The organism is Plantactinospora sp. CNZ321 (assembly GCF_004217235.1).
Genome location: NZ_SHKQ01000001.1, coordinates 1,217,953 through 1,237,131 on the forward strand (window position 1 = coordinate 1,217,953; position 19,179 = coordinate 1,237,131).

15 protein-coding genes and 1 pseudogene are annotated in these 19,179 nt (G+C 72.0%); 3 read left to right on the forward strand and 13 right to left on the reverse strand.

All coding sequences use genetic code 11. The features are described from left to right. Nucleotides 1-99: 99 nt before the first annotated feature. The 6 genes from EV371_RS05325 to pepN form a co-directional block, all read right to left on the reverse strand. A complete protein-coding gene (locus EV371_RS05325) occupies nucleotides 100-1,032 on the reverse strand; it encodes a ComEA family DNA-binding protein (RefSeq protein ID WP_486484487.1) in 933 nt (310 codons plus the stop codon). 217 nt (nucleotides 1,033-1,249) lie between these two features. After that, nucleotides 1,250-2,095 (reverse strand): DegV family protein, encoded by an 846-nt coding sequence (locus tag EV371_RS05330; RefSeq protein ID WP_130461066.1) that lies wholly within the window; start codon nucleotides 2,093-2,095, stop codon nucleotides 1,250-1,252. 79 nt (nucleotides 2,096-2,174) lie between these two features. Then, nucleotides 2,175-2,804 (reverse strand): histidine phosphatase family protein, encoded by a 630-nt coding sequence (locus EV371_RS05335; protein ID WP_130461067.1) that lies wholly within the window; start codon nucleotides 2,802-2,804, stop codon nucleotides 2,175-2,177. Continuing rightward, nucleotides 2,801-3,199, reverse strand: coding sequence for a ribosome silencing factor (gene rsfS, locus EV371_RS05340; protein WP_130461068.1), 399 nt, complete (start codon nucleotides 3,197-3,199; stop codon nucleotides 2,801-2,803). Before rsfS ends, EV371_RS05335 begins: the two co-directional genes overlap by 4 nt. 99 nt (nucleotides 3,200-3,298) lie before the next feature. Next, nucleotides 3,299-3,895, reverse strand: a complete 597-nt coding sequence (nadD, locus tag EV371_RS05345) for a nicotinate-nucleotide adenylyltransferase (RefSeq protein WP_130461069.1) — start codon at nucleotides 3,893-3,895, stop codon at nucleotides 3,299-3,301. A 134-nt stretch (nucleotides 3,896-4,029) separates the two neighbouring features. After that, nucleotides 4,030-6,552 (reverse strand): aminopeptidase N, encoded by a 2,523-nt coding sequence (pepN, locus tag EV371_RS05350; protein ID WP_130461070.1) that lies wholly within the window; start codon nucleotides 6,550-6,552, stop codon nucleotides 4,030-4,032. 72 nt (nucleotides 6,553-6,624) lie between these two features. On the opposite strand from pepN, the gene EV371_RS05355 reads away from it, so the two are divergent. From EV371_RS05355 to trpS, 3 genes are all read left to right on the forward strand, one after another. After that, the gene (locus tag EV371_RS05355) at nucleotides 6,625-6,843 is read left to right on the forward strand and encodes a DUF397 domain-containing protein (RefSeq protein WP_101371446.1); all 219 of its coding nucleotides are present in this window, start codon (nucleotides 6,625-6,627) and stop codon (nucleotides 6,841-6,843) included. A 352-nt stretch (nucleotides 6,844-7,195) separates the two neighbouring features. After that, nucleotides 7,196-9,865, forward strand: a complete 2,670-nt coding sequence (locus EV371_RS05360; RefSeq protein ID WP_486484488.1) for a PQQ-dependent sugar dehydrogenase — start codon at nucleotides 7,196-7,198, stop codon at nucleotides 9,863-9,865. Nucleotides 9,866-10,223: 358 nt separating this feature from the next. Further along, complete coding sequence (gene trpS, locus EV371_RS05365; protein ID WP_130461072.1) at nucleotides 10,224-11,258, forward strand: tryptophan--tRNA ligase; 1,035 nt, start codon at nucleotides 10,224-10,226, stop codon at nucleotides 11,256-11,258. 73 nt (nucleotides 11,259-11,331) lie between these two features. On the opposite strand, the pseudogene EV371_RS05370 reads toward trpS, so the two are convergent. The 7 genes and pseudogenes from EV371_RS05370 to EV371_RS05400 all read right to left on the reverse strand — a co-directional run. Beyond that, nucleotides 11,332-11,775, reverse strand: a pseudogene (locus EV371_RS05370) (GNAT family N-acetyltransferase); the annotation flags it as partial. A gap of 160 nt (nucleotides 11,776-11,935) precedes the next feature. Further along, on the reverse strand, nucleotides 11,936-13,420 hold the full coding sequence (gene obgE / locus EV371_RS05375) for a GTPase ObgE (RefSeq protein WP_130461074.1): 1,485 nt from the start codon (nucleotides 13,418-13,420) through the stop codon (nucleotides 11,936-11,938). A gap of 177 nt (nucleotides 13,421-13,597) precedes the next feature. After that, the gene (gene rpmA / locus EV371_RS05380; RefSeq protein ID WP_130461075.1) at nucleotides 13,598-13,855 is read right to left on the reverse strand and encodes a 50S ribosomal protein L27; all 258 of its coding nucleotides are present in this window, start codon (nucleotides 13,853-13,855) and stop codon (nucleotides 13,598-13,600) included. Nucleotides 13,856-13,884: 29 nt separating this feature from the next. Next, a complete protein-coding gene (gene rplU, locus EV371_RS05385; protein ID WP_130461076.1) occupies nucleotides 13,885-14,199 on the reverse strand; it encodes a 50S ribosomal protein L21 in 315 nt (104 codons plus the stop codon). Between the two features lie 293 nt (nucleotides 14,200-14,492). Continuing rightward, nucleotides 14,493-15,023 carry a hypothetical protein gene (locus EV371_RS05390; protein WP_130461077.1) on the reverse strand — a complete coding sequence of 177 codons (531 nt, stop codon included), beginning with the start codon at nucleotides 15,021-15,023 and terminating at the stop codon, nucleotides 14,493-14,495. A 199-nt stretch (nucleotides 15,024-15,222) separates the two neighbouring features. After that, nucleotides 15,223-18,288: an Rne/Rng family ribonuclease gene (locus EV371_RS05395; protein ID WP_130461078.1), complete on the reverse strand. Its 3,066-nt coding sequence runs from the start codon at nucleotides 18,286-18,288 to the stop codon at nucleotides 15,223-15,225. A 109-nt stretch (nucleotides 18,289-18,397) separates the two neighbouring features. Beyond that, nucleotides 18,398-19,144, reverse strand: a complete 747-nt coding sequence (locus tag EV371_RS05400; RefSeq protein WP_130465678.1) for a TIGR03936 family radical SAM-associated protein — start codon at nucleotides 19,142-19,144, stop codon at nucleotides 18,398-18,400. Nucleotides 19,145-19,179 lie beyond the last annotated feature (35 nt).

Below are 19,179 nucleotides of genomic sequence, written 5' to 3' on the forward strand. Positions count from 1 at the left end.
CCGGCTGAGACTGGTTGGCCCGAAGTGGTCGGTTGGCCCGCTGGCCCTTATCGGCCGGATGGGCCGGGTTGGCCGGGGCGATGCGCCGGTGGTGGGCCGTCACACCGTCACCAGGTCCTTGAGGTCCTCGTAGCGGGCGTCTCCGATGCCGCTGACCTGCCGAAGGTCGGCCACCGAGCGGAATCCACCGTGTTCTTCGCGGTGCGCCACGATGCGCTGCGCGAGCACCGGCCCGACTCCGGGCAGGGCATCGAGTTGCGCCACGGTAGCGGTGTTGAGGTTGACTCTCCCACCGCCCGGCTGGGCGCCAGCACCGCCCGCAGCCGCACCGGGCGGTGCGCCGCCGCCCGGGCCGGCTCCGGGTGGCGGGGTCACTCCGACCAGGATCAACTCGCCGTCGGTCACCTTGCGGGCGAGATTGAGCAGCGCCACGTCGACACCGGGCAGTGCCCCGCCGGCGGATTGCAGAGCGTCGGCGACCCGGGCACCGGCGGGCAGGCGCACCAGACCGGGGCGGCGAACCTTGCCGGCGACCGCGACCACCACCTCGGCGGCGCCGACTGCGGACCCCGACGTCGACGGAGTCGGTCCGAACGCGGACGCCGGGGACGGCAGGGCCGCGACCGGCTCGGTGCGGGGACGGGACAGCCAGGCCCAGCCGGCCGCTCCGAGCACCACGACCACCGCTACCACGGCGAGGGCCCTGACGCCACGGCGTCCGGGGTCGAAGGCGCCCGGACCGGCCAGCCGGCCCGGCTCCGTCGAAGGGTCCGACCCGGTGCCGCCCGGAATGCCGCCGGAGGAATCCTGGCCGGCCGCAACGGCCTCGGGAGAAGCAAGGCCGCCCGCAACGGCGCCAGCGGAAACAGGACCAGCGGAAACGGGACCGACGGCAGGGAAACCGGCAGGAACAGGGCCGGTGGAAAGGGGACCGTCGAAGAGGGAGCTGTCGGCCAACCGCTCCGCCGAGGTGGCGCGGTCACCGCGTAGCCGGGCGAGGCGTTGCCGCACCAGGGTTTCGTCGTCGGACACCCGGCGAAGGTAGGCGACCGGCACGACGTCGCATCGGCCGCCCAGGGCCAGTCTGTGGACAACCGACGCCACTGTGGACAACGCCCTGATCAAGCGAAAGTGTGCTACGGGCTGCACCGGGAACCCGAGGTCACCGGCGTGCCTGCCGGAGAGAAGCCGGTTCCGCCGGCCGAAGCGACGAGCCGGGGACCGGACCTCAGCTACCGGCGGACCTCAGCTACCGGCGGCGCACCACCACGCAGACCAGTCCCGGCCCGGTGTGTGTGGCGATCACCGCGCCGGCCTCCGTGACGTACGTGGCCCGGAGCCGGTCGCCGAGGCGGCTGCTCAGCCTCTCCGCCAGGTCCGCCACCCGGTCCGGTACGGCGAGATGGTGCAGCGCCACCTCGACCTCGCCCGTACCGGCCGCCTCCACGGCGAGGTCGACCAGCCGGGTCAGCCCGCGTCCGGCGGTGCGGACCCGGTCCCGCAGCACGATTCCGCCGTCGGCCACGTGCAGGATCGGCTTCACCGACAGAGCGGTGCCGAGCAGCGCCTCGGCGGCGTTGATCCGGCCACCGCGCCGAAGGAACTCCAGGGTGTCGACGTAGAAGAAGGTGTTGGTCCGGGCGATGGCGTCCAGCGCCGCCCGGCGTACCTCGGTCAGGCCCGCACCCCGGGCGGCGGCCTCGGCGGCGGCGAGCGCCGGGAAGCCGAGACCCATCCCGGTCGACCGGGCGTCGACCACGGTGACCCGGGGACCCAACTCGGCGGCGGCCAGCCGGGCCGCCTCCACCGTGCCGGAGAGTTCAGCCGACAGGTGTACCGAGACGACGCCGTCGGCACCCCCGGCCAGCACCCGGCGGTACGTCTCGACGAACTCCTCCGGCGCCGCCCGGGACGTGCTCATCGAGAACCGCCGGGCGCTCAGCGCCTGGGCCGCGTCCGCCGGCCCGACGTCGACGCCCTCCCGTCCGGGAGTCCCGTCGACCACGACGATCAGCGGTATGACGGTGAGCGAGTACCGGTCGAGCAGTTCGGTTGGCAGGTAGGCGGTGGAGTCGGTGACGACCGCGACAGGCATTCCGGCACGGTAGCCGATCCCGGCGGCGAGACGACCGGCCAGCCAGCCAGCAGAGAACCGAGCGCAGAGCGTGAACGGCTCAGACGGGGGTCGGCGCCGGCCCCGGGGTGATCAAACCGACGTTGTGCCCGCGCAACTGCCAGCCGCGCACCTCGTCGTACCGCAACTCGGTCCAGTGGCAGTTGTTCAGCGGCCCGACCGACCGCAGCACGGTCGAGTCCCAGCCGAGCAGGTAGCCGCAGCCCTGCCGGGCGCCGCCGCCATGCGTGGCGATCACGATGGTGCCGCCCGGTGCGGCGTCGGCCGCCTCCTGCAACGCGGTGCCGACCCGCTTGCCGAGGTCGTCCAGGCTCTCCACCTCGGCGCCGGGATCCGGGTCGCCGGCCCGCCAGCGGGCGTACTCGGCGGGGAACCGCTGCGCCACCTCGGTCATCAGCAGCCCTTGCCACTGCCCGTAGAACCGTTCCCGGAGCCGGACATCGGTGCGGACCGGCAGCCCGGTCAGGGCCACCAACGCGGCAGCGGTGTCGGCCGCCCGACGAAGGTCACTGGCGACGATCGCGTCCGGACGCAGCGCGGAGAGCAGCGGTGCCGCCTGGGCAGCCTGCTCGCGACCGAGGTCGTTCAGCGGTACGTCGAGTTGTCCCTGCACCCGGTTGGCGGCGTTCCAGTCCGTGTTGCCGTGTCGCCAGACGATCAGCCGGGTCATTCGGCGATGCCCGCCTCGGCCTCCACCAGGTCCCGATCGACGAACGGGATCGTCGGGCAGTCCTTCCACAGCCGGTCGAGTGCGTAGAACTCGCGCTCTTCGCTGTGCTGGACGTGCACCACCAGGTCGACGTAGTCGAGCAACACCCAGCGGCCGGCGCGCTCGCCCTCGCGACGGACCGGCTTGGCCTTCTCCGGCAGACCGACCAGCGCCTCCTCGATCGCGTCCACGATCGCGGTCACCTGTCGCTCGTTCGGCGCGGAGGCGAGCAGGAACGCATCGGTGATCACCAGCTGGTCCGCAACGTCGATGATGACGACGTCCTGCGCCTTCTTGTCGACTGCGGCCTGCGCGGCGACCGTTGCCAGCTCACGGGCGCGGTCGGAAGCTGTCACCATTCTCCTTCGATCAACCGTTGGACCCTCCTAGCCTCTCACACGGGGGCGCGGTACGGCTCGGCGGTTAACGAACGATGAGCATGAAACCCGGCGAAATCACCCGAGATAGAGCCCTCGTTTGGCGATGTACTGCACCACACCGTCGGGGACGAGGTACCAGAGCGGCCCACCGGCAGCCACCCTGGCACGGCAGTCGGTGGAGGAAATCGCCATCGCGGGCACCTCGACCAGGCTGACGGTGTCGGCCGGCAGGTGCGCGTCGGAGAGGACGAACCCGGGCCGGGTCACCCCGATGAAATGGGCCAATTCGAACATCTGGTCGAGATCCTTCCAGGAGAGGATCTTCTCCAGCGCGTCGGCACCGGTGATGAAGAAGAGCTGCACCTTCGGGCCGCACTCCGCGTGCAGGTCACGAAGGGTGTCGACGGTGTAGGTCGGACCACCCCGGTCGATGTCGGCCCGGCTCACCTGGAATCGCGGATTCGAGGCCGTCGCGATCACCGTCATCAGGTAGCGGTCCTCGGCCGAACTGACCGGCTCGTCCGCCTTCTGCCACGGCTGCCCCGTGGGCACGAAGACAACCTCGTCCAACTCGAACCGGTCGGCCACCTCGCTCGCCGCGACGAGGTGCCCGTGGTGGATCGGGTCGAAGGTGCCCCCCATGATCCCTATCCGCCGGATGTCTGCCTCCACGGCTTGATCGTAAGCCGGACCCGCCGCCCGTTCCGGCGATCATGAGCCAGATCGCACTTTCCGGCCGATCGCCCGGCAGACGAAACCGTGGGCGGCAGACGAAACCGTGGGCGGCAGACGAAACCGTGGGCGGCTCACCGCCGCGCGGCGAGCGCCCGGTGCAGGTCGTCGTCCTCGTCGACCACCACTCGGCGCAGGCCGGGCGGCAGGTCGTCCCGGTGCAGCAGCGCCGCCGCCAGTTCCCGGGTCCGCGCCGAGACGGCGTACCGCGGATAGGCCAGCCCGGCGACCCGGTCGGCCACCCAGGGGGTACGGCGCCGCGCCGCCGCCGGCATCTCGGCAAAGTACCGCTCCACATAGGAGCTCGTCAGCTCCCCCTGCTCCGGCTGCCAGAATCCGCGGGCGGTCGCCTCCAACAGCCGGTTCGACAGGCTCGTCTCCCCGACGATCAACCGCCAGGCGTGCTCCTTGGCCGCTGGCTCCGGCAGGGCCGCCCGACAGGTCGCGGCCCACTCCGCTCCGCTGGCGCTGGCGTCCTCGGCCTGCTCGGCGGCGATTTCCGGCTCACCCGCCACGCCGAGCACGACCAGCCGGCGCAGTACCGCCCAGCGCAGCTCGGCGTCGACCGTAAGCCCGTCGGGAACCTCCTTGCCCGCCAGCCAGCCGGTCAGCCGGGCCGCGTCGCCGGTCGAGGAGATCCACCCGCGCGCCGCGGCGAGCTGGCCCGAGCCGCCGGGTGGCGCCACCGCGAGCAGCCGGACACAGGCCCCGGCGAGCTGCTCCAGCGCGGCCGGCCGGACCTCCGGCTCCAGGTGGCGGTCGAGCAGGTCGCGGGTCCGACCCAGCACGTCCTGCACCACGACCACCTCGGTCTCGGTCGGCAGGGCCGCCACCACCAACGCCACCAGCTCGGCCACCGGCCGTTCCGCGTCGGTCACCGCGTCCAGCATCTCCGCCCAGAGCAGTGCCCGGGCCAGCGGATCAGCCAGTTCGGGCAGGGCCGCCGGCACGGCGGCGGCCGAACCGGCGTCCAGGCGTACCTTGGCGAAGGTCAGGTCGCCGTCGTTGGGCAGCAGCAGCCGGGCCGCCGGCTGGCCGGTCAGCCCGCCGAGCACCGTACGACCGTGGTCCATCGCCGGGTCGAGGTCCACCTCGATCCGGTCCCGCAACCGCAGCCCGCTCCCCCCGCCGGCCGGATCGGAATCGTAGAGCCCGACGCCTATCCGGTGCGGGCGCAGCACCGGATGATCCGGCGGGGCACTCTGCACCAGGGCGACCTCCGCGTAGTGCCCGTCCTCGCCCAGCCGCACCTCGGCACGGAGGGTGTTGAGCTGCGGCTGGCGCAGCCACACCGCCGCCCAGCCGGTCAGGTCGCGACCGCTGCTGGCGGCGAGTGCCGCGAGCAGGTCGACGAGGGTGGCGTTGCCGAACCGGTGCGCGACGAAGTACTCCCGCAGCCCGGCCAGGAAGGCGTCGTCGCCGAGCCAGGCGACCAGCTGGCGGATGACCGCGGCACCCTTGGCGTACGAGATGCCGTCGAGGTTGGAGAGCGCCTCGCTGGCGTCGAGTACCTCGGTCGGCGCGACCGGATGGCTGGAGGGACGCTGGTCGGCGGCGTACCCCCAGGCCTTGCGGCGCAGCGCGAAGGTGGTCCACGCCCCGTCGAACCGGGTCGCCTCGGCGGTCAGCCGGGTGCCGAAGTACTCGGCGAACGACTCGTTCAGCCACAGGTCATCCCACCAGCGCAGGGTGACCAGGTCGCCGAACCACATGTGCGACATCTCGTGCGCGATGACATTCGCCCGGTGCTCCCGCTCGGCCTCGGTCACCGCCGAGCGGGGGAGGAACTCGTCCCGGAGGGTGACCAGGCCCGGATTCTCCATCGCACCCATGTTGAACTCCGGCACGAACGCCTGGTCGTACTTGTCGAACGGGTAGCGCACCCCGAAGAGTCGGTGCAGCCGGTCCAGGCACTGCCGGGTGACGGTGAGGATCTCCTCGGCGTCCCGGTCGAGGTGCTCGGCCAGCGATCGCCGGCAGTAGAGGGCCAGCGGGATGCCGTCGTGCTCGGCCCGGCGCACCTCGTACGGGCCGGCGACCAGCGTCACGAAGTAGCTGGCCAGTGGCGGGGTCGGGGCGAACACCGATCGTCCGGCGACCGGCTCGCTGGCGAGCCGCCCGTTCCCGGCCACGGTCCAGTTCGGCGGCGCGAGGACCGTCAGGGTCACCGGCGCCTTCAGGTCCGGCTGGTCGAAGCAGGGGAAGATCCGCTGGGCGTTGTCCACCCCCGACATCGCGTAGAGGTAGGTCTCGCCGTCGACCGGGTCGACGAACCGGTGCAGTCCCTCCCCGCTGTTCGAGTACGCCATCTCCGCCTCGACCGCCAGCGTGTTCTCGGCGGCCAGCCCGGTCAGCGGAAACCGGTTGTCGTCCAGCGCGGCCGGGTCCAGTTCGACGCCGTTGAGTCGTACTCCGAGCAGTCGGGCCGGCCTGACCTCGACGAACGTCGCCGCCCCCGGCGTGCTGGAGCGGAACCGGAGCGTGGTCGTCGACCGGAACCGCTCCGTTCCTCCGGTGAGATCCAGCGCGATGTCATACGACTCGACGGTGAGCAGGGCGGCGCGTTCCGCCGCCGCTACCCGGGTGAGGCTCGGCATCCGCTTATCCTGCACGATGGGCCCGTTGGACGGCCCGGTCCCGGGCAGATTCACCGATGGAGGAACCGACTGATGGCGCAGCACCCCAAGGGCGATTTCGACCTGTCGCGCGCCGTGTGGCAACGCGCCGAGGGCGACGACTCGGAGGGCGCGGTCGAGATCGCGTTCGTCGACGATCTGATCGGCATGCGCAACTCCGCCGAACCGGACGGTCCGGTGCTGGTCTTCACCCAGGCCGAGTGGGACGCCTTCGTGGCCGGCGCCCAGGACGGCGAGTTCGACCTCGACTAGGGAGTTCTCCGGCCGGCCGAACCGAGGTGGGCCGGCCGGGCGGAACCGCCTCGCCTGACCGGCCGGGTCCTCTCCGATGATCCGCCGAGGCGGCGCGTCGTGATCGGGCGGCATCACCCCAAACATCAGGCGACGTACGGTTAGCCCGTAGTCACGAGATGCTCACTCCGGGCGTGGCCGGGCTGCCGGCCTCCGCCCCTCCCCCTAGCGTGACAGGTCCTTTGTGCACCCGGTTCGGGACCGCGAAGGTCGCACCGTGCACGCACTGCTTGGAGCTGCGCCAAGTTGGGGGAAACGAATGCCATCTTCCGCACGACCGTCCCCGGTCACCCGTCTGCTGCGGACAGGAGTCGTGGTCGCACTGGTCGCCGCGCTGGCCGCGCCGATCTCGGGTACGGCACCCGCCGCCGCGGTGGTGCTGCCGACCGGCTTCCAGGAACAGGTCGTCCTCACCGGCCTGAACCAACCGACCAACATCGAGTTCGCCCCGGACGGGCGGATCTTCGTCGCCGAGAAGGGCGGCCGGATCAAGGTGTACGACGACCTCGCCGACACCACCGCGACCGTCTTCGCCGACCTGTCGGCGAATGTGCACAACCAACACGACCGGGGGCTGCTCGGGTTGGCCCTGCACCCGGACTTCCCCACCCAGCCGTACGTCTACGTGCTCTACGCGTACGACGCGCCACCGGGGCAGACCGCGCCGTACTGGAACGACAACTGCGCCTCGGTCGGCGGTACCAACGGCGGGCGGTGCATCGTCACCGGCCGGCTCTCCCGGCTGACCGCCGCCGGCAACACGATGACCGGCACCGAGCAGGTGTTCATCGAGGACTGGTGTCAGCAGTACGCCAGCCACGCCACCGGTGACCTGCGGTTCGGTGCCGACGGGATGCTGTACGCCACCGCCGGGGACGGGGCCAGCTACGACCTGGTCGACTACGGCCAGCTCGGCAACCCGCCAAACCCCTGTGCCGACCCGCCCGGTGGCACGATGACCCCGCCGACCGCCGAGGGCGGCGCGCTGCGCGCCCAGGACTCCCGGACCACCGCCGACCCGACCAGCCTGGACGGTACGGTGCTGCGACTCGACCCGCTGACCGGTGCCGCCGCCCCCGGCAACCCGTCGGCGGCCAGCCCCGACCCGAACACCCGGCGGATCGTCGCGCAGGGCCTGCGCAACCCGTTCCGGTTCACCATCCGGCCCGGTACCAACGAGGTGTGGGCCGGTGACGTGGGCTGGACCCGCTGGGAGGAGGTCAACCGGGTGGTCGACCCCACCGCCGGGGTGACCAACTTCGGCTGGCCCTGCTACGAGGGCGCCGGACGGCAGAGCGGCTACGACAGCGCCAACCTCGACCTGTGCGAGAGCCTCTACAGCGGTGCCGGGCAGACGGCGCCGTTCTACACGTACGACCACGCGGCAAGGGTGGTGGCCGGGGAAGCCTGCCCGACCGGCAGCTCCTCGATCTCCGGTGCCGCCTTCTACCCGGCCGCCGGCGGCAGCTACCCGGCCGAGTACGCGGGCGCGCTCTTCTTCTCCGACTACTCCCGGGACTGTATCTGGGCGATGCTGCCCGCCGCGCCCGGTGGGCTGCCGGTGGCGTCCGACCGACGTACCTTCGGCAGCGCCGCGGCGAACCCGGTAGACCTGGCCATCGGGCCGGGCGGCGACCTCTACTACGTCGACCACGCCGGTTCGGTACGCCGGATCCGCTACTTCCCCGGCAACCAGCCGCCGGTCGCGTCGATCGCCGCCTCCCCCACCTCCGGGACGGCACCGTTGACGGTCACCTTCGACGGCACCGGCTCCACGGACGCCGACCCGGCCGACGCGGGCCGGCTGCGCTACGAGTGGGACTTCACCGACGACGGCACCGTTGACGCCACCACGGCGACGGCCTCGTACACCTACCCGGCCGGCGGCCCGTACACCGCCCGGCTCACCGTCTACGACACGCTGGACGCCTCCGGCACTCAGACGGTGCCGATCCAGACCGGCAACAGCATGCCGACCGCGGTGATCGACACCCCGGGCAGCGACTTCACCTGGGCGGTCAACGACCCGATCAGCTTCACCGGGCACGCGACCGACCCCGACCAGGGCACCCTGCCGGCGAGCGCGCTGCACTGGCGGATGCTGCTGCACCACTGCTACACGCTGGACAACTGCCACATCCACACGTTGCAGGACTTCACCGGCACCAGCGGCAGCATGCTCGGACCGGACCACGAGTATCCGTCCTATCTGGAGCTGGTGCTGACCGCCACGGACAGCGGCGGGTTGTCGCACAGCACCAGCGTGCGACTCGACCCGAAGACCGTCGACCTGACCGTCGACTCCAGCCCGTCGGGCCTGCAACTGGTGTTCGGCGCGACCGCGCAGGCGACGCCGTTCACCCGTACCGTCATCCAGGGGTCGAGCAACACCGTCAGCGCGGTCACCCCGCAGACCCTCGGCGGCGTACCGTACGTCTTCGGCTCCTGGTCCGACGGCGGGTCCCAGACCCACGTGATCACCGCCCCGACCAGCCCTACCAGCTACATCGCTACCTACCAACCGCAGTCCGGCAGCGTTCGGCTGCCCCAGTCAGCCTGGTCGGTGGCCGGTGCGGACAGCCAGGAGACACTACTGGTCAATGGCCGGGCGACCAATGTGCGGGACGGCAACACGTCGTCGATCTGGCACACTCGGCGGCTACTGTCCAATTCGTCGCACCCGCACTGGATCGACCTCGACCTGGGCAGCGCCCGTACGGTCAACCGGCTCTACTACCTGCCCCGGCAGGGCTCCAACACCGGCGGCCGGATCACCGGCTACGAGGTGTACGTCTCGAACAGCCGGAGCAGTTGGGGCACGGCGGTGGCCGCCGGCACGTTCCCGGACAGTGCGGCGGAACAGACGGTGACGATCCCGCCGACCAGCGGCCGGTACATCCGGCTCCAGGCCCTCGGTGAGGTCGACGGCAACCGCTGGACCTCGGTGGCCGAACTCAACGTCGGCGTCGTGCCGACCGGCTGACCGGCTGACCGGCCGCCCGGCGGACCAGCTGACCAGCCAACCGGCCAGCTCTCGGTGACCGGGCGATGGAACGGCTCCTGCCGTCGCCATCGCCCGGTCACCACACCCGCCGACCACACCGCCGGATCACCACACCGCCGGTTCATCGGGCGGCTCGGGCACCGTCTAGGCGGGTCCGCCGGACGGGCGGGCCTGCTACCGTGGACGCGTGCGGATGGCATCGAACGGTTGGTGGCTGCCCTGACGGGCGGCCCACGCATCCGCGTACCCGAAACACAGCTCATCGGCCGCCCTCCGGGCGGCCGTTTCGCATGTGCTCACCGGGGGGCGACGCCCCAAACCGGTAAGGAGCACCCTAATGGCCCCGACCGCACCACTTCCGGCAGCCACCGCGCTCGCCCCGAACACCCCGGCGGTACGCCGGATCACCGGCCTCAAACCAACCGGCCACCTGCACCTGGGCAACCTGATCGGTGCGATCCGGCCGGTCGTCGCCGGCCAGTACCGGGCGGAGACGATCGTCTTCCTCGCCGATCTGCACGCGCTCACCGTCACCCACCAGCCGGCGCAGATCCGGGCGCTCACCCTGGAGCAGGCTACCGTGCTGCTCGCCGCCGGCCTGGACCCGGACCGGGCGCTGCTCTATGTGCAGTCTCAGGTCCCACAGCACACCGAACTTCACTACCTGCTCGAGTGCGCCACCGGCTACGGCGAGGCGCACCGGATGATCCAGTTTCGGGAAAAGGCGGCACGGCACGGGCAGGTTCGGCTGAGCCTGCTCAGCTATCCGGTGCTGATGGCCGCCGACATCCTGCTGCACGACGTACACGAGGTGCCGGTCGGCGACGACCAGAGCCAGCATCTCGAACTCACCCGCACCGTGGCGACCCGGTTCAACGCCCGGTACGGCGACACCTTCACCGTCCCCCGGGCGGTCCATCCGGCGGTGTCGTCCCGGGTGATGGACCTGGCCGATCCGACCGCGAAGATGGGTAAGACCAACGCCAGTGGGGCGGGGACGATCCTCCTACTCGATCCGCCCGAGGTGATCCGCCGCAAGGTGCTCCGCGCGGTGACCGATCCGGGCCGGACCGTCGGGTACGACCCGCAACGCCGTCCCGGCGTGGCGAACCTGCTGGAGATCCTGGCCTCCTGCCTCGGCGGCTCACCCGCGGCTCTGGCCGCCGACTACGGGTCGTACGCGCAGTTGAAGAACGCGGTCGCCGAAGCGGTCGAGGCGATGCTCCGGCCGATCCGGCTCCGCCACACGGAACTGGCCCGCGATCCGGGCTACGTCCGGCGGATCCTCGCGGACGGCGCCGAACGTGCCCAGGACCACGCCGCCGACACCCTCCACCGGGCAAAACGTGCGATCGGCCTGCTCAGTCATTGAAGATCGCGCTCTTTCGGGGAACGAGTGGCCTCGGTCCGTCCGAGTAGCCACTCTTTCCCGGAAGTAGCGGATCCGCTGCCGGTAGGCGTTTCTGGAAGCAGACGCTGTAGGGGTTGTCGACGTACTCGCCGTAGGTCGGGATCTCGGTGTAGCCCGACGAGAGGTAGAACCGGATCGCACCGGGCAGGTAAGTGCCGGTCTCCAGCCGGAGCACGGTGTGCCCGGCACGCAGGGCGAGTTCCTCCAGCGCGCCGAGCAACTGCCGGGCCAGGCCCTGGCCCCGGTGGGCCGGGCGGACGTACATCCGCTTGACCTCGGCCGTCTCCCGGTCCAGCGCCTGGATCGCACCGCAGGCGACCGCCCGGCCGGCGATCACGCCCACCAGGTACCGCGCGTCGTCGTGCGGCATGAACACCTGTCCGTCCAGGCCGCCGTCGGCCTGGCGAAGCTCACGTTGCTGGGCCGTCAGCAGGGCAGCCAGCTCGGGATCCGACGACGCACGCGACTCGATCAGCACACCGCCGACGCTAGCCACCAGGCATTTCAGCGAGGTTTCGGGCAGGTGGCCCCGCTACGCCACGGTGGCGAAGCAATCCCACCCACCCTCACCCGCAGCGATCCCGCGCCCCCACGGGATGCACTACCGCGTGCACCGGCGCATCGCGTGCTCCGGCGTATCAGTCCGCGTCCTCCGGCGGACCGGCGTGGGGCGGGTCCACGGGGCCGTCCGGCGTCGACCCGTCGGCCGCCTCCTCCGGCTGTCGCTGCCGACGGGCCTTGCGGGCGGCGAGCCGCTCGGCCGCGGTCGGCCGGGTCACCTTCTCGGCCAGCCGGCTGTCGGTGCCCCGTGCGCTCGGCACGTACTCCGCCCCGGCGTACAGCGTCGGCTGCCAGTCGAACTCCCGCTCGCCGATCCGGACCAGGCTGCCCGGCTCGGCACCGGCCTTGGCGAGCTGATCCTCGACACCCAGCCGCGCCAGCCGGTCCGCCAGATAGCCGACCGCCTCGTCGTTGTCGAAGTTGGTCTGCTTGACCCAGCGCTCCGGCCGCTGCCCGCGCACCACGTACGCGCCGTCCGGCGCCGACTCGACCGTGAAGCCGGCGTCGTCGATCGCGACCGGCCGGATCACGATCCGGGTCGGCTCCAGATCGGGCGCGGCCGCCCGGGACTGCTCGACCAGCTCCGCCAGCGCGAAGGTCAGCTCGCGCAGCCCTTCCCGGGTCACCGCCGAGACCTCGAAGACCCGCAGGCCGCGTGCCTCGATGTCGGGCCGGACGATCTCGGCGAGATCTCGCCCGTCCGGTACGTCGATCTTGTTGAGTACGACCAGCCGGGGCCGGTCGGCCAACCCGCCGTACTCGGAGAGTTCGGCCTCGATGGCGTCGATGTCGGCCAGCGGGTCGCGGCCCGGCTCCAGGGTGGCCGCGTCCACCACGTGCACCAGCACTGCGCAGCGCTCGATGTGCCGCAGGAACTCCAGCCCCAGCCCCTTGCCGGTGGCCGCGCCGGGGATCAGGCCCGGCACGTCGGCGACGGTGAAGGTGTGCTCGTCGATCCAGACCACGCCGAGGTTCGGCACCAGCGTGGTGAACGGATAGTCCGCGATCTTCGGCTTCGCCGCCGACAGCACCGAGATCAGTGAGGACTTGCCGGCAGACGGGAAGCCCACCAGCCCGACGTCGGCGACGCTCTTGAGTTCGAGTACGACGTCGAGCCGGTCCCCCGGCTCGCCCAGCTCGGCGAAGCCGGGCGCCTTGCGCCGGGCGTTGGCCAGCGAGGCGTTGCCCCGACCGCCCCGACCGCCCCGGGCCACCTGGAAGGTGGTGCCGGCACCTACCAGGTCGGCCAGCACCGTACCGTCCATGGCGTGCACGACCGTCCCGTCCGGGACCTTGAGCACCAGGTCCCGCCCGTTGGCGCCGTCCCGGTTGGAGCCCGCGCCGCCCTTGCCGTTCTCGGCCTTGACGTGTGGCCGGAAGTGAAAGTCGAGCAGGGTGTGCACCTGGGGGTCGACCACCAGGGAGACGCTGCCGCCGTGTCCGCCGTTGCCGCCGTCCGGGCCACCGAACGGCTTGAACTTCTCCCGATGGATCGAGACGCAGCCGTGCCCGCCGTCACCGGCCTGCAGGTGCAGTACGACCCGGTCAACGAACGTGGTCACGCTGCCAATCCTTTCATCAGCGCCGCCCGCCGACGCCGGATACGGCACAGGTGGTACGCCCGGCCGGTCTGCCGGGCTGTCGAACTGTGCCCGAGAAACGCTGTCGAATTGTGTCCGAGAAACGGCGGAGCGGGCCCGGACACCAGGTCCGCGGCCCGCTCCGCCGGAAAACTGACGTTACCGTTCGGACGGCACGATGCTGACGACCTTGCGGCCACGCTTCGTGCCGAACTGAACCGCACCAGCGGCCAGCGCGAACAGCGTGTCGTCGCTACCGCGACCGACCAGGTCACCGGGGTGGAACTTGGTGCCCCGCTGCCGGATCAGGATCTCACCGGCGCTGACGACCTGCCCACCGAACCGCTTGACGCCGAGTCGCTGTGCCGCGGAGTCGCGACCGTTCCGCGAGCTGGACGCACCCTTTTTGTGAGCCATCTGAGGACGACCTGTCTTTCCGCCGGGGCTTACTTGCCGTTGGTGATGCCGGTCACCTTGACCTGGGTCAGCGGCTGGCGGTGACCCATGCGCTTGTGGTAGCCGGTCTTGTTCTTGAACTTGTGGATCCGGATCTTCGGACCCTTCGTGTGCGCGGCGATCTCGCCGGACACCGCGACCTTGGCCAGCTGCGCGGCATCGGTCACCAGGTTGTCCCCGTCGACGAGGAGGACGGCGGCGAGCTTGACCGCGTCGCCAGGCTGGCCAACCAGCTTCTCGACCTCGATCACGTCGCCCTCGGCGACCTTGTACTGCTTGCCGCCGGTCTTGACGATCGCGTACATCGGACGCGGACTCCCTGTCGTTGAGGCTGCGGGTGGTGTTCGCGACGGCCAGCTCGACCGCACAGGGTGCGGGGCGGGCACGCGAGAACGTGGCGCGTAATCAGCGCCGCAGGCCAGCGTACGCCATGACGGGCCGCTGGCCCAAACCGGGCCCGCTCCCCGGTACCGGTCGACGCGCCGGTACCCAGACCCACCGTCCCCACGTCCGCACCCGGCCAGCCCACGTCCGCACCCGGCCAGCCCACGTCCGCACCCGGCCGGGTCCATGTCCGCACCCGGCCGGGCTGGACCGGTCAGCTCGCGCAGAGGGCGTCCAGCCGCTGCTGCAGCTCCTGGAGCTTGTTCTCGTCGACCGACTCGACGCTGGCCTTCATCGTCCCGACCTCGGTCCCGATCTCGGCCAGTACCTTCTTGAGCCGGTCGTCGGTGGCTCGGGCGGACTGCTCCCGCATCGCGTTGCCCCAGGTCCGCAACGCCGCCTCCGCCTTGCGCTGCGCCGCCTGCGCACCGTCGGTGTCACCGGCACCCGCCGCCTGGAGCGACTTGCCCAGCTCGGAGACGAAGGTCTGCACGGACGAGGTGGCGGCCTCGGTGGCGGCCGCGCAGACCTCCTTGCCGTTACCCCCTGCCGGCCTGGTGTCCACGGCCGGTGACCCGGCCGGAGCGCCCGGGCTGGTTCCCGGCGTCGCGGCACCCGACGACGGGGCGCCGGCCGGCGGGACGCCCGCCGGTCCGGGTGCGGCGGCACCGTCCCGCTCACCCGAGCAGCCGGCCGCCGCGAACAGCGCGGCGGCGATAGCGGCGGTCACCAGCAGGCGTCGCATCGTCTTCTCCTCCGGGGTGCGGCTGGTCCCCCGCGAGGCGGTGCCGGCGGTGGCCGACGACCGGTCGAGGATCGCGAGGGAGTGACCAGCGTAACCACCTCCGGCACCGACGGAACAAACCCGTCCTCCGGCCAGGGCCGGCTGCGGCGACGCGCTCAGGACCGGGTGCGCGCGCTCAGGACCGGGTGCGGCGACGGGCTCAGGGCCGGGTGCGGCGACGGGTACCGCCGCGGCGGGCCCGGCGACGACCGCCGCCGACCTCCGCACCGTCGGCCTCCCCGTCCAGGTCCCCGGTCTCCTCGATGGCGTCTGGGTCGCCGGCACCGGCCAGCCGCATCGACTCGGCCGGGGCCGCCTCGGCGACCTCGGCGGACCCGCTGCCCTCCATCTCGTAGCGGGACAGGTCGTACCCCATGGTGTCCTCGTACTCCGAGACCTCGACGACGACCCGCTCCGGTGCGGCCGCCTTGCGACCCCTGCGCCGACCACCGGCGGCCGACGCATCCGAGGCCGGCGGCGAGGCCGTTGCCGTTGCCGGGGTACCGGCGGCCGAGGCGACCACCTTGACCTTGTCCCCCGCACCCGCGCGGGACTTTTCCGGCACCGGCTCGGTGTGGATGATCAGGCCACGGCCCTTGCAGCAGTCGCAGGTCTCGCTGAACGCCTCCAGCAGCCCCGCGCCGATCCGCTTTCGGGTCATCTGGACCAGACCGAGCGAGGTGATCTCGGTCACCTGGTGCTTGGTCCGGTCTCGGCCGAGGCACTCGGTGAGCCGGCGCAGTACGAGTTCCCGGTTCGACTCCAGCACCATGTCGATGAAGTCGATCACGACGATGCCGCCCAGGTCGCGGAGCCGGAGCTGCCGGACGATCTCCTCGGCCGCCTCCAGGTTGTTCCGGGTGACCGTCTCCTCCAGGTTGCCTCCGGCACCCGTGTACTTGCCGGTGTTGACGTCGATCACCGTCATCGCCTCGGTGCGGTCGATCACCAGGTGACCGCCGGAGGGCAGGAAGACCTTCCGGTCCAGCCCCTTGAGGATCTGCTCGTCGATCCGTCGCTCGGCGAAGACGTCCGCGGTTCCGGTGTGCCGGCGCAGCCGGGGCACCAGGTCGGGCGAGACGTGCGAGAGGTACGACTCGACCATCTCGTACGCCTCGTCGCCCTGCACAATCAGCTCGCGGAAGTCCTCGTTGAACAGGTCCCGCACCACCCGGATCACCAGGTCGGGCTCCTCGTAGAGCAGCACCGGCGCGCCGCCCTCGGCCGCCTTGGCCTGGATGTCCTCCCACTGCGCCTGGAGCCGCTTCACGTCCCGGGCCAGCTCGTCCTCGCTCGCTCCCTCGGCGGCGGTCCGGACGATCACGCCGGCACCGTCCGGGACCAGCTTCTTCAGGATGTCGCGCAACCGCTTTCGCTCGGTGTCCGGCAGCTTGCGACTGATCCCCGAGGCGTTGCCGTGCGGCACATAGACCAGATGCCGCCCGGAGAGCGCGATGTGGCTGGTCAGCCGGGCGCCTTTGTGTCCGATCGGGTCCTTGGTGACCTGCACCAGCACCGAGTCGCCGGAGCGCAGTGCCTGCTCGATCGAGCGGGCCCGCCCCTCCAGACCGGTGGTGTCCCAGTTGACCTCACCGGCGTAGAGCACCGCGTTGCGGCCCCGGCCGACGTCGACGAAGGCCGCCTCCATGCTGGGCAGCACGTTCTGCACCTTGCCCAGGTAGACGTTGCCGGCCATGGTGCCGGCCGACGCCCGGGTGACGTAGTGCTCGACGAGCACCCCGTCTTCCAGTACGGCGATCTGGGTGCGGTCGCCGCGCTGGCGTACCGCCATCACCCGGTCGACCGCCTCCCGGCGGGCCAGGAACTCCGACTCGCTCAGGATCGGCGGCCGGGTACGCCGCTGCTCGCGGCCGTCCCGGCGGCGCTGACGCTTGGCCTCTAGCCGGGTCGAGCCGGAGACGCCCTGCACCTCGTCCACGGTCTTGCGCGGCTCGCGGATCTTGACAACCGTGGGTACGCCGTCGTCGACCGCACCGTCGGTGTCCCCGGCGCCCTTGCGGCGGCGCCGGCGGCGACGCCGGGTCACCCCGTCACCGACCTCGCCGTCGTCGTCCTCGTCCTCGTCGGCCCCGGCCTCGACGCCGGCCTCGGCTTCGGCCGCCGGCTCGTCGCCCTCGTCGGCGTCGTCAGCGGTGCCTTTGCCCCGGCCCCGACCCCGACGGCCGCGCCGCCGTCGACGCCGGGCTGCCGCGGTCTCCTCGTCCTCGTCCTCGTCCGCTTCGGTATCGGTGACGTCCAGGCCCTCCTGGTCGGCGACGACCTCGACCTCGACCTCGGAGTCCAGCACGGCCGGCTCGGCACCGCGCCGGCCCCGGCGGCGCCGCCGGGTGCCCTCGGCCGGTTCGCCTTCGGCGTCGACCTCGGTCGACGGGGCCGGCGGAGCGGTCTCGACCGCGCCGGCCCGGGCCGGCGGAGTCTCCGGTTCCGGGGCCATGAACAGCACGGTGGGCGCGGAGAGCGCGGCGCGGCGGCGCCGCCCGCGGGGCGCCTCCTCGGCCGCCGGCTCGGCCTCGACCGGACCACCGGCCACCGGCAGGTCGGCACCGCCGGTCGGCTCAGGTGCGGCCGGAGCGCCGACATCGGAGCCGGCCAGTGGGACCTCGCTGGCCGACGGGTCACTCCCGACGGCCCCGGCCGGCTCGACCGCGGCCTCACCCGGCTCGACGGGGGGTGCTGCCGCCTTCTTCCGGCGGGTACGGGTCACCTTCACCGGCGGTACGGGCTCGATCGCCGCGTCGTCGGGGCCGGCCGCGGGAGCGCCCGGGTCAGCCGCCCCACCGGCGGCAGCCGCCTCGCCGGCCGGAGGTCCGGCATCGTCCCGTCTGTCCGCCGTGGTGGCCTTGCGGCGCCGGCGGGTCGCTTTCGGCGCGGGTTCGATGTCGGCGGCCACCGGGGCGAGCACCTCGGGGTCGGCGGCTTCCGCGCTGGTCGTCCTGGCCGTGCTGGGCGCCTCGGCCGGTACGTCGGTCGGCGCCGACTCGCTCGACGTGCTGGACGTACGGCGCCGCGTGGTGCGCCGCCGCGCGGGCATCTCCGCACTGCCGCCCTGCGCGCTCGCGCTCTCGGCACTGCCGCCCTGCGCGCTCGCGCTCTCGGCACTGCCGCCCTGCGCGCTCGCGCTCTCGGTGCTGCCGCTTGCGGTGGTGGCGTCGAAGGCCGACTCAGCGCCGGGCCGTTCTCCGCCCTCTGGCTCGTTCTCGAGCATGGACGTTCTCCAGTTCTGGCTTCCCCGGGCGCGGGTGAGCGCTGCCACGCAGGGTTGCCGCAAAGTATTTCCGGTGACGCGTCAAGGTGACCGGGTCGCCGAAGTCTGCCTACCTGACCGCCGGCCGGACTTCCGGCTGGCGTTCGCCGATGGCCATCCCGTCGCGATCCGCCTCCAACGGATCCACGATCTCCCCCTGCGCGGTCAGCGTGCCCTGCGCCAGCCGGGTCGCCCTCGGCGGCACCGGCGGCTCCAGGTCGGCCACCACGCGGAGGCCGGAAAGGACGTCATCGGGTCGTACGGACGGGGTGACCTGCCGCACGACCACTTCGAGTATCGCACACGGTACGCCCGCGACCCCGGAAGGTGCCTCGGTCCTCTCGATCATATCGATGGCTGTCACGGCCGCCCGGGTGTCGAAAACCCGCCGTCCCTGCTTGGTCATCCGCTCGACGAGCACCTCGGAGGCGGCCAGAAAATTCGACACGGCGGCGCGGGCGACATCCGGCTCGACACCGGGCAGTTCGATCCGCCACCGGGAGGCCTCGATCCGGTCGGCCAGGCTGCCGCCGGCGGCCACCACCGCGTCGAGTACGTCGAGTCCGGGCGAGAGCACCGCGTCCAGGGCGGTACGCAACTCGGCCGGATCCACCGACCGCTGGAGCCCGATCTCCAGGTACTCCGCCTCGCTGGCCACTCCGGTCGGGGCCGCGCTGGCGTAGGAGATCTTCGGGTGCGGGGTGAAGCCCTGCGAGAACGCCACCGGGACGCCGGCCCGGCGCAACCCGCGCTCGAAGGCCCGGGCGAAGTCCCGGTGTGAGGTGAACCGCAGCGGCCCACGCTTGGCGTACCTGATCCGGATCCGCTGTACGACCGGTGCCTGGCCGCCCT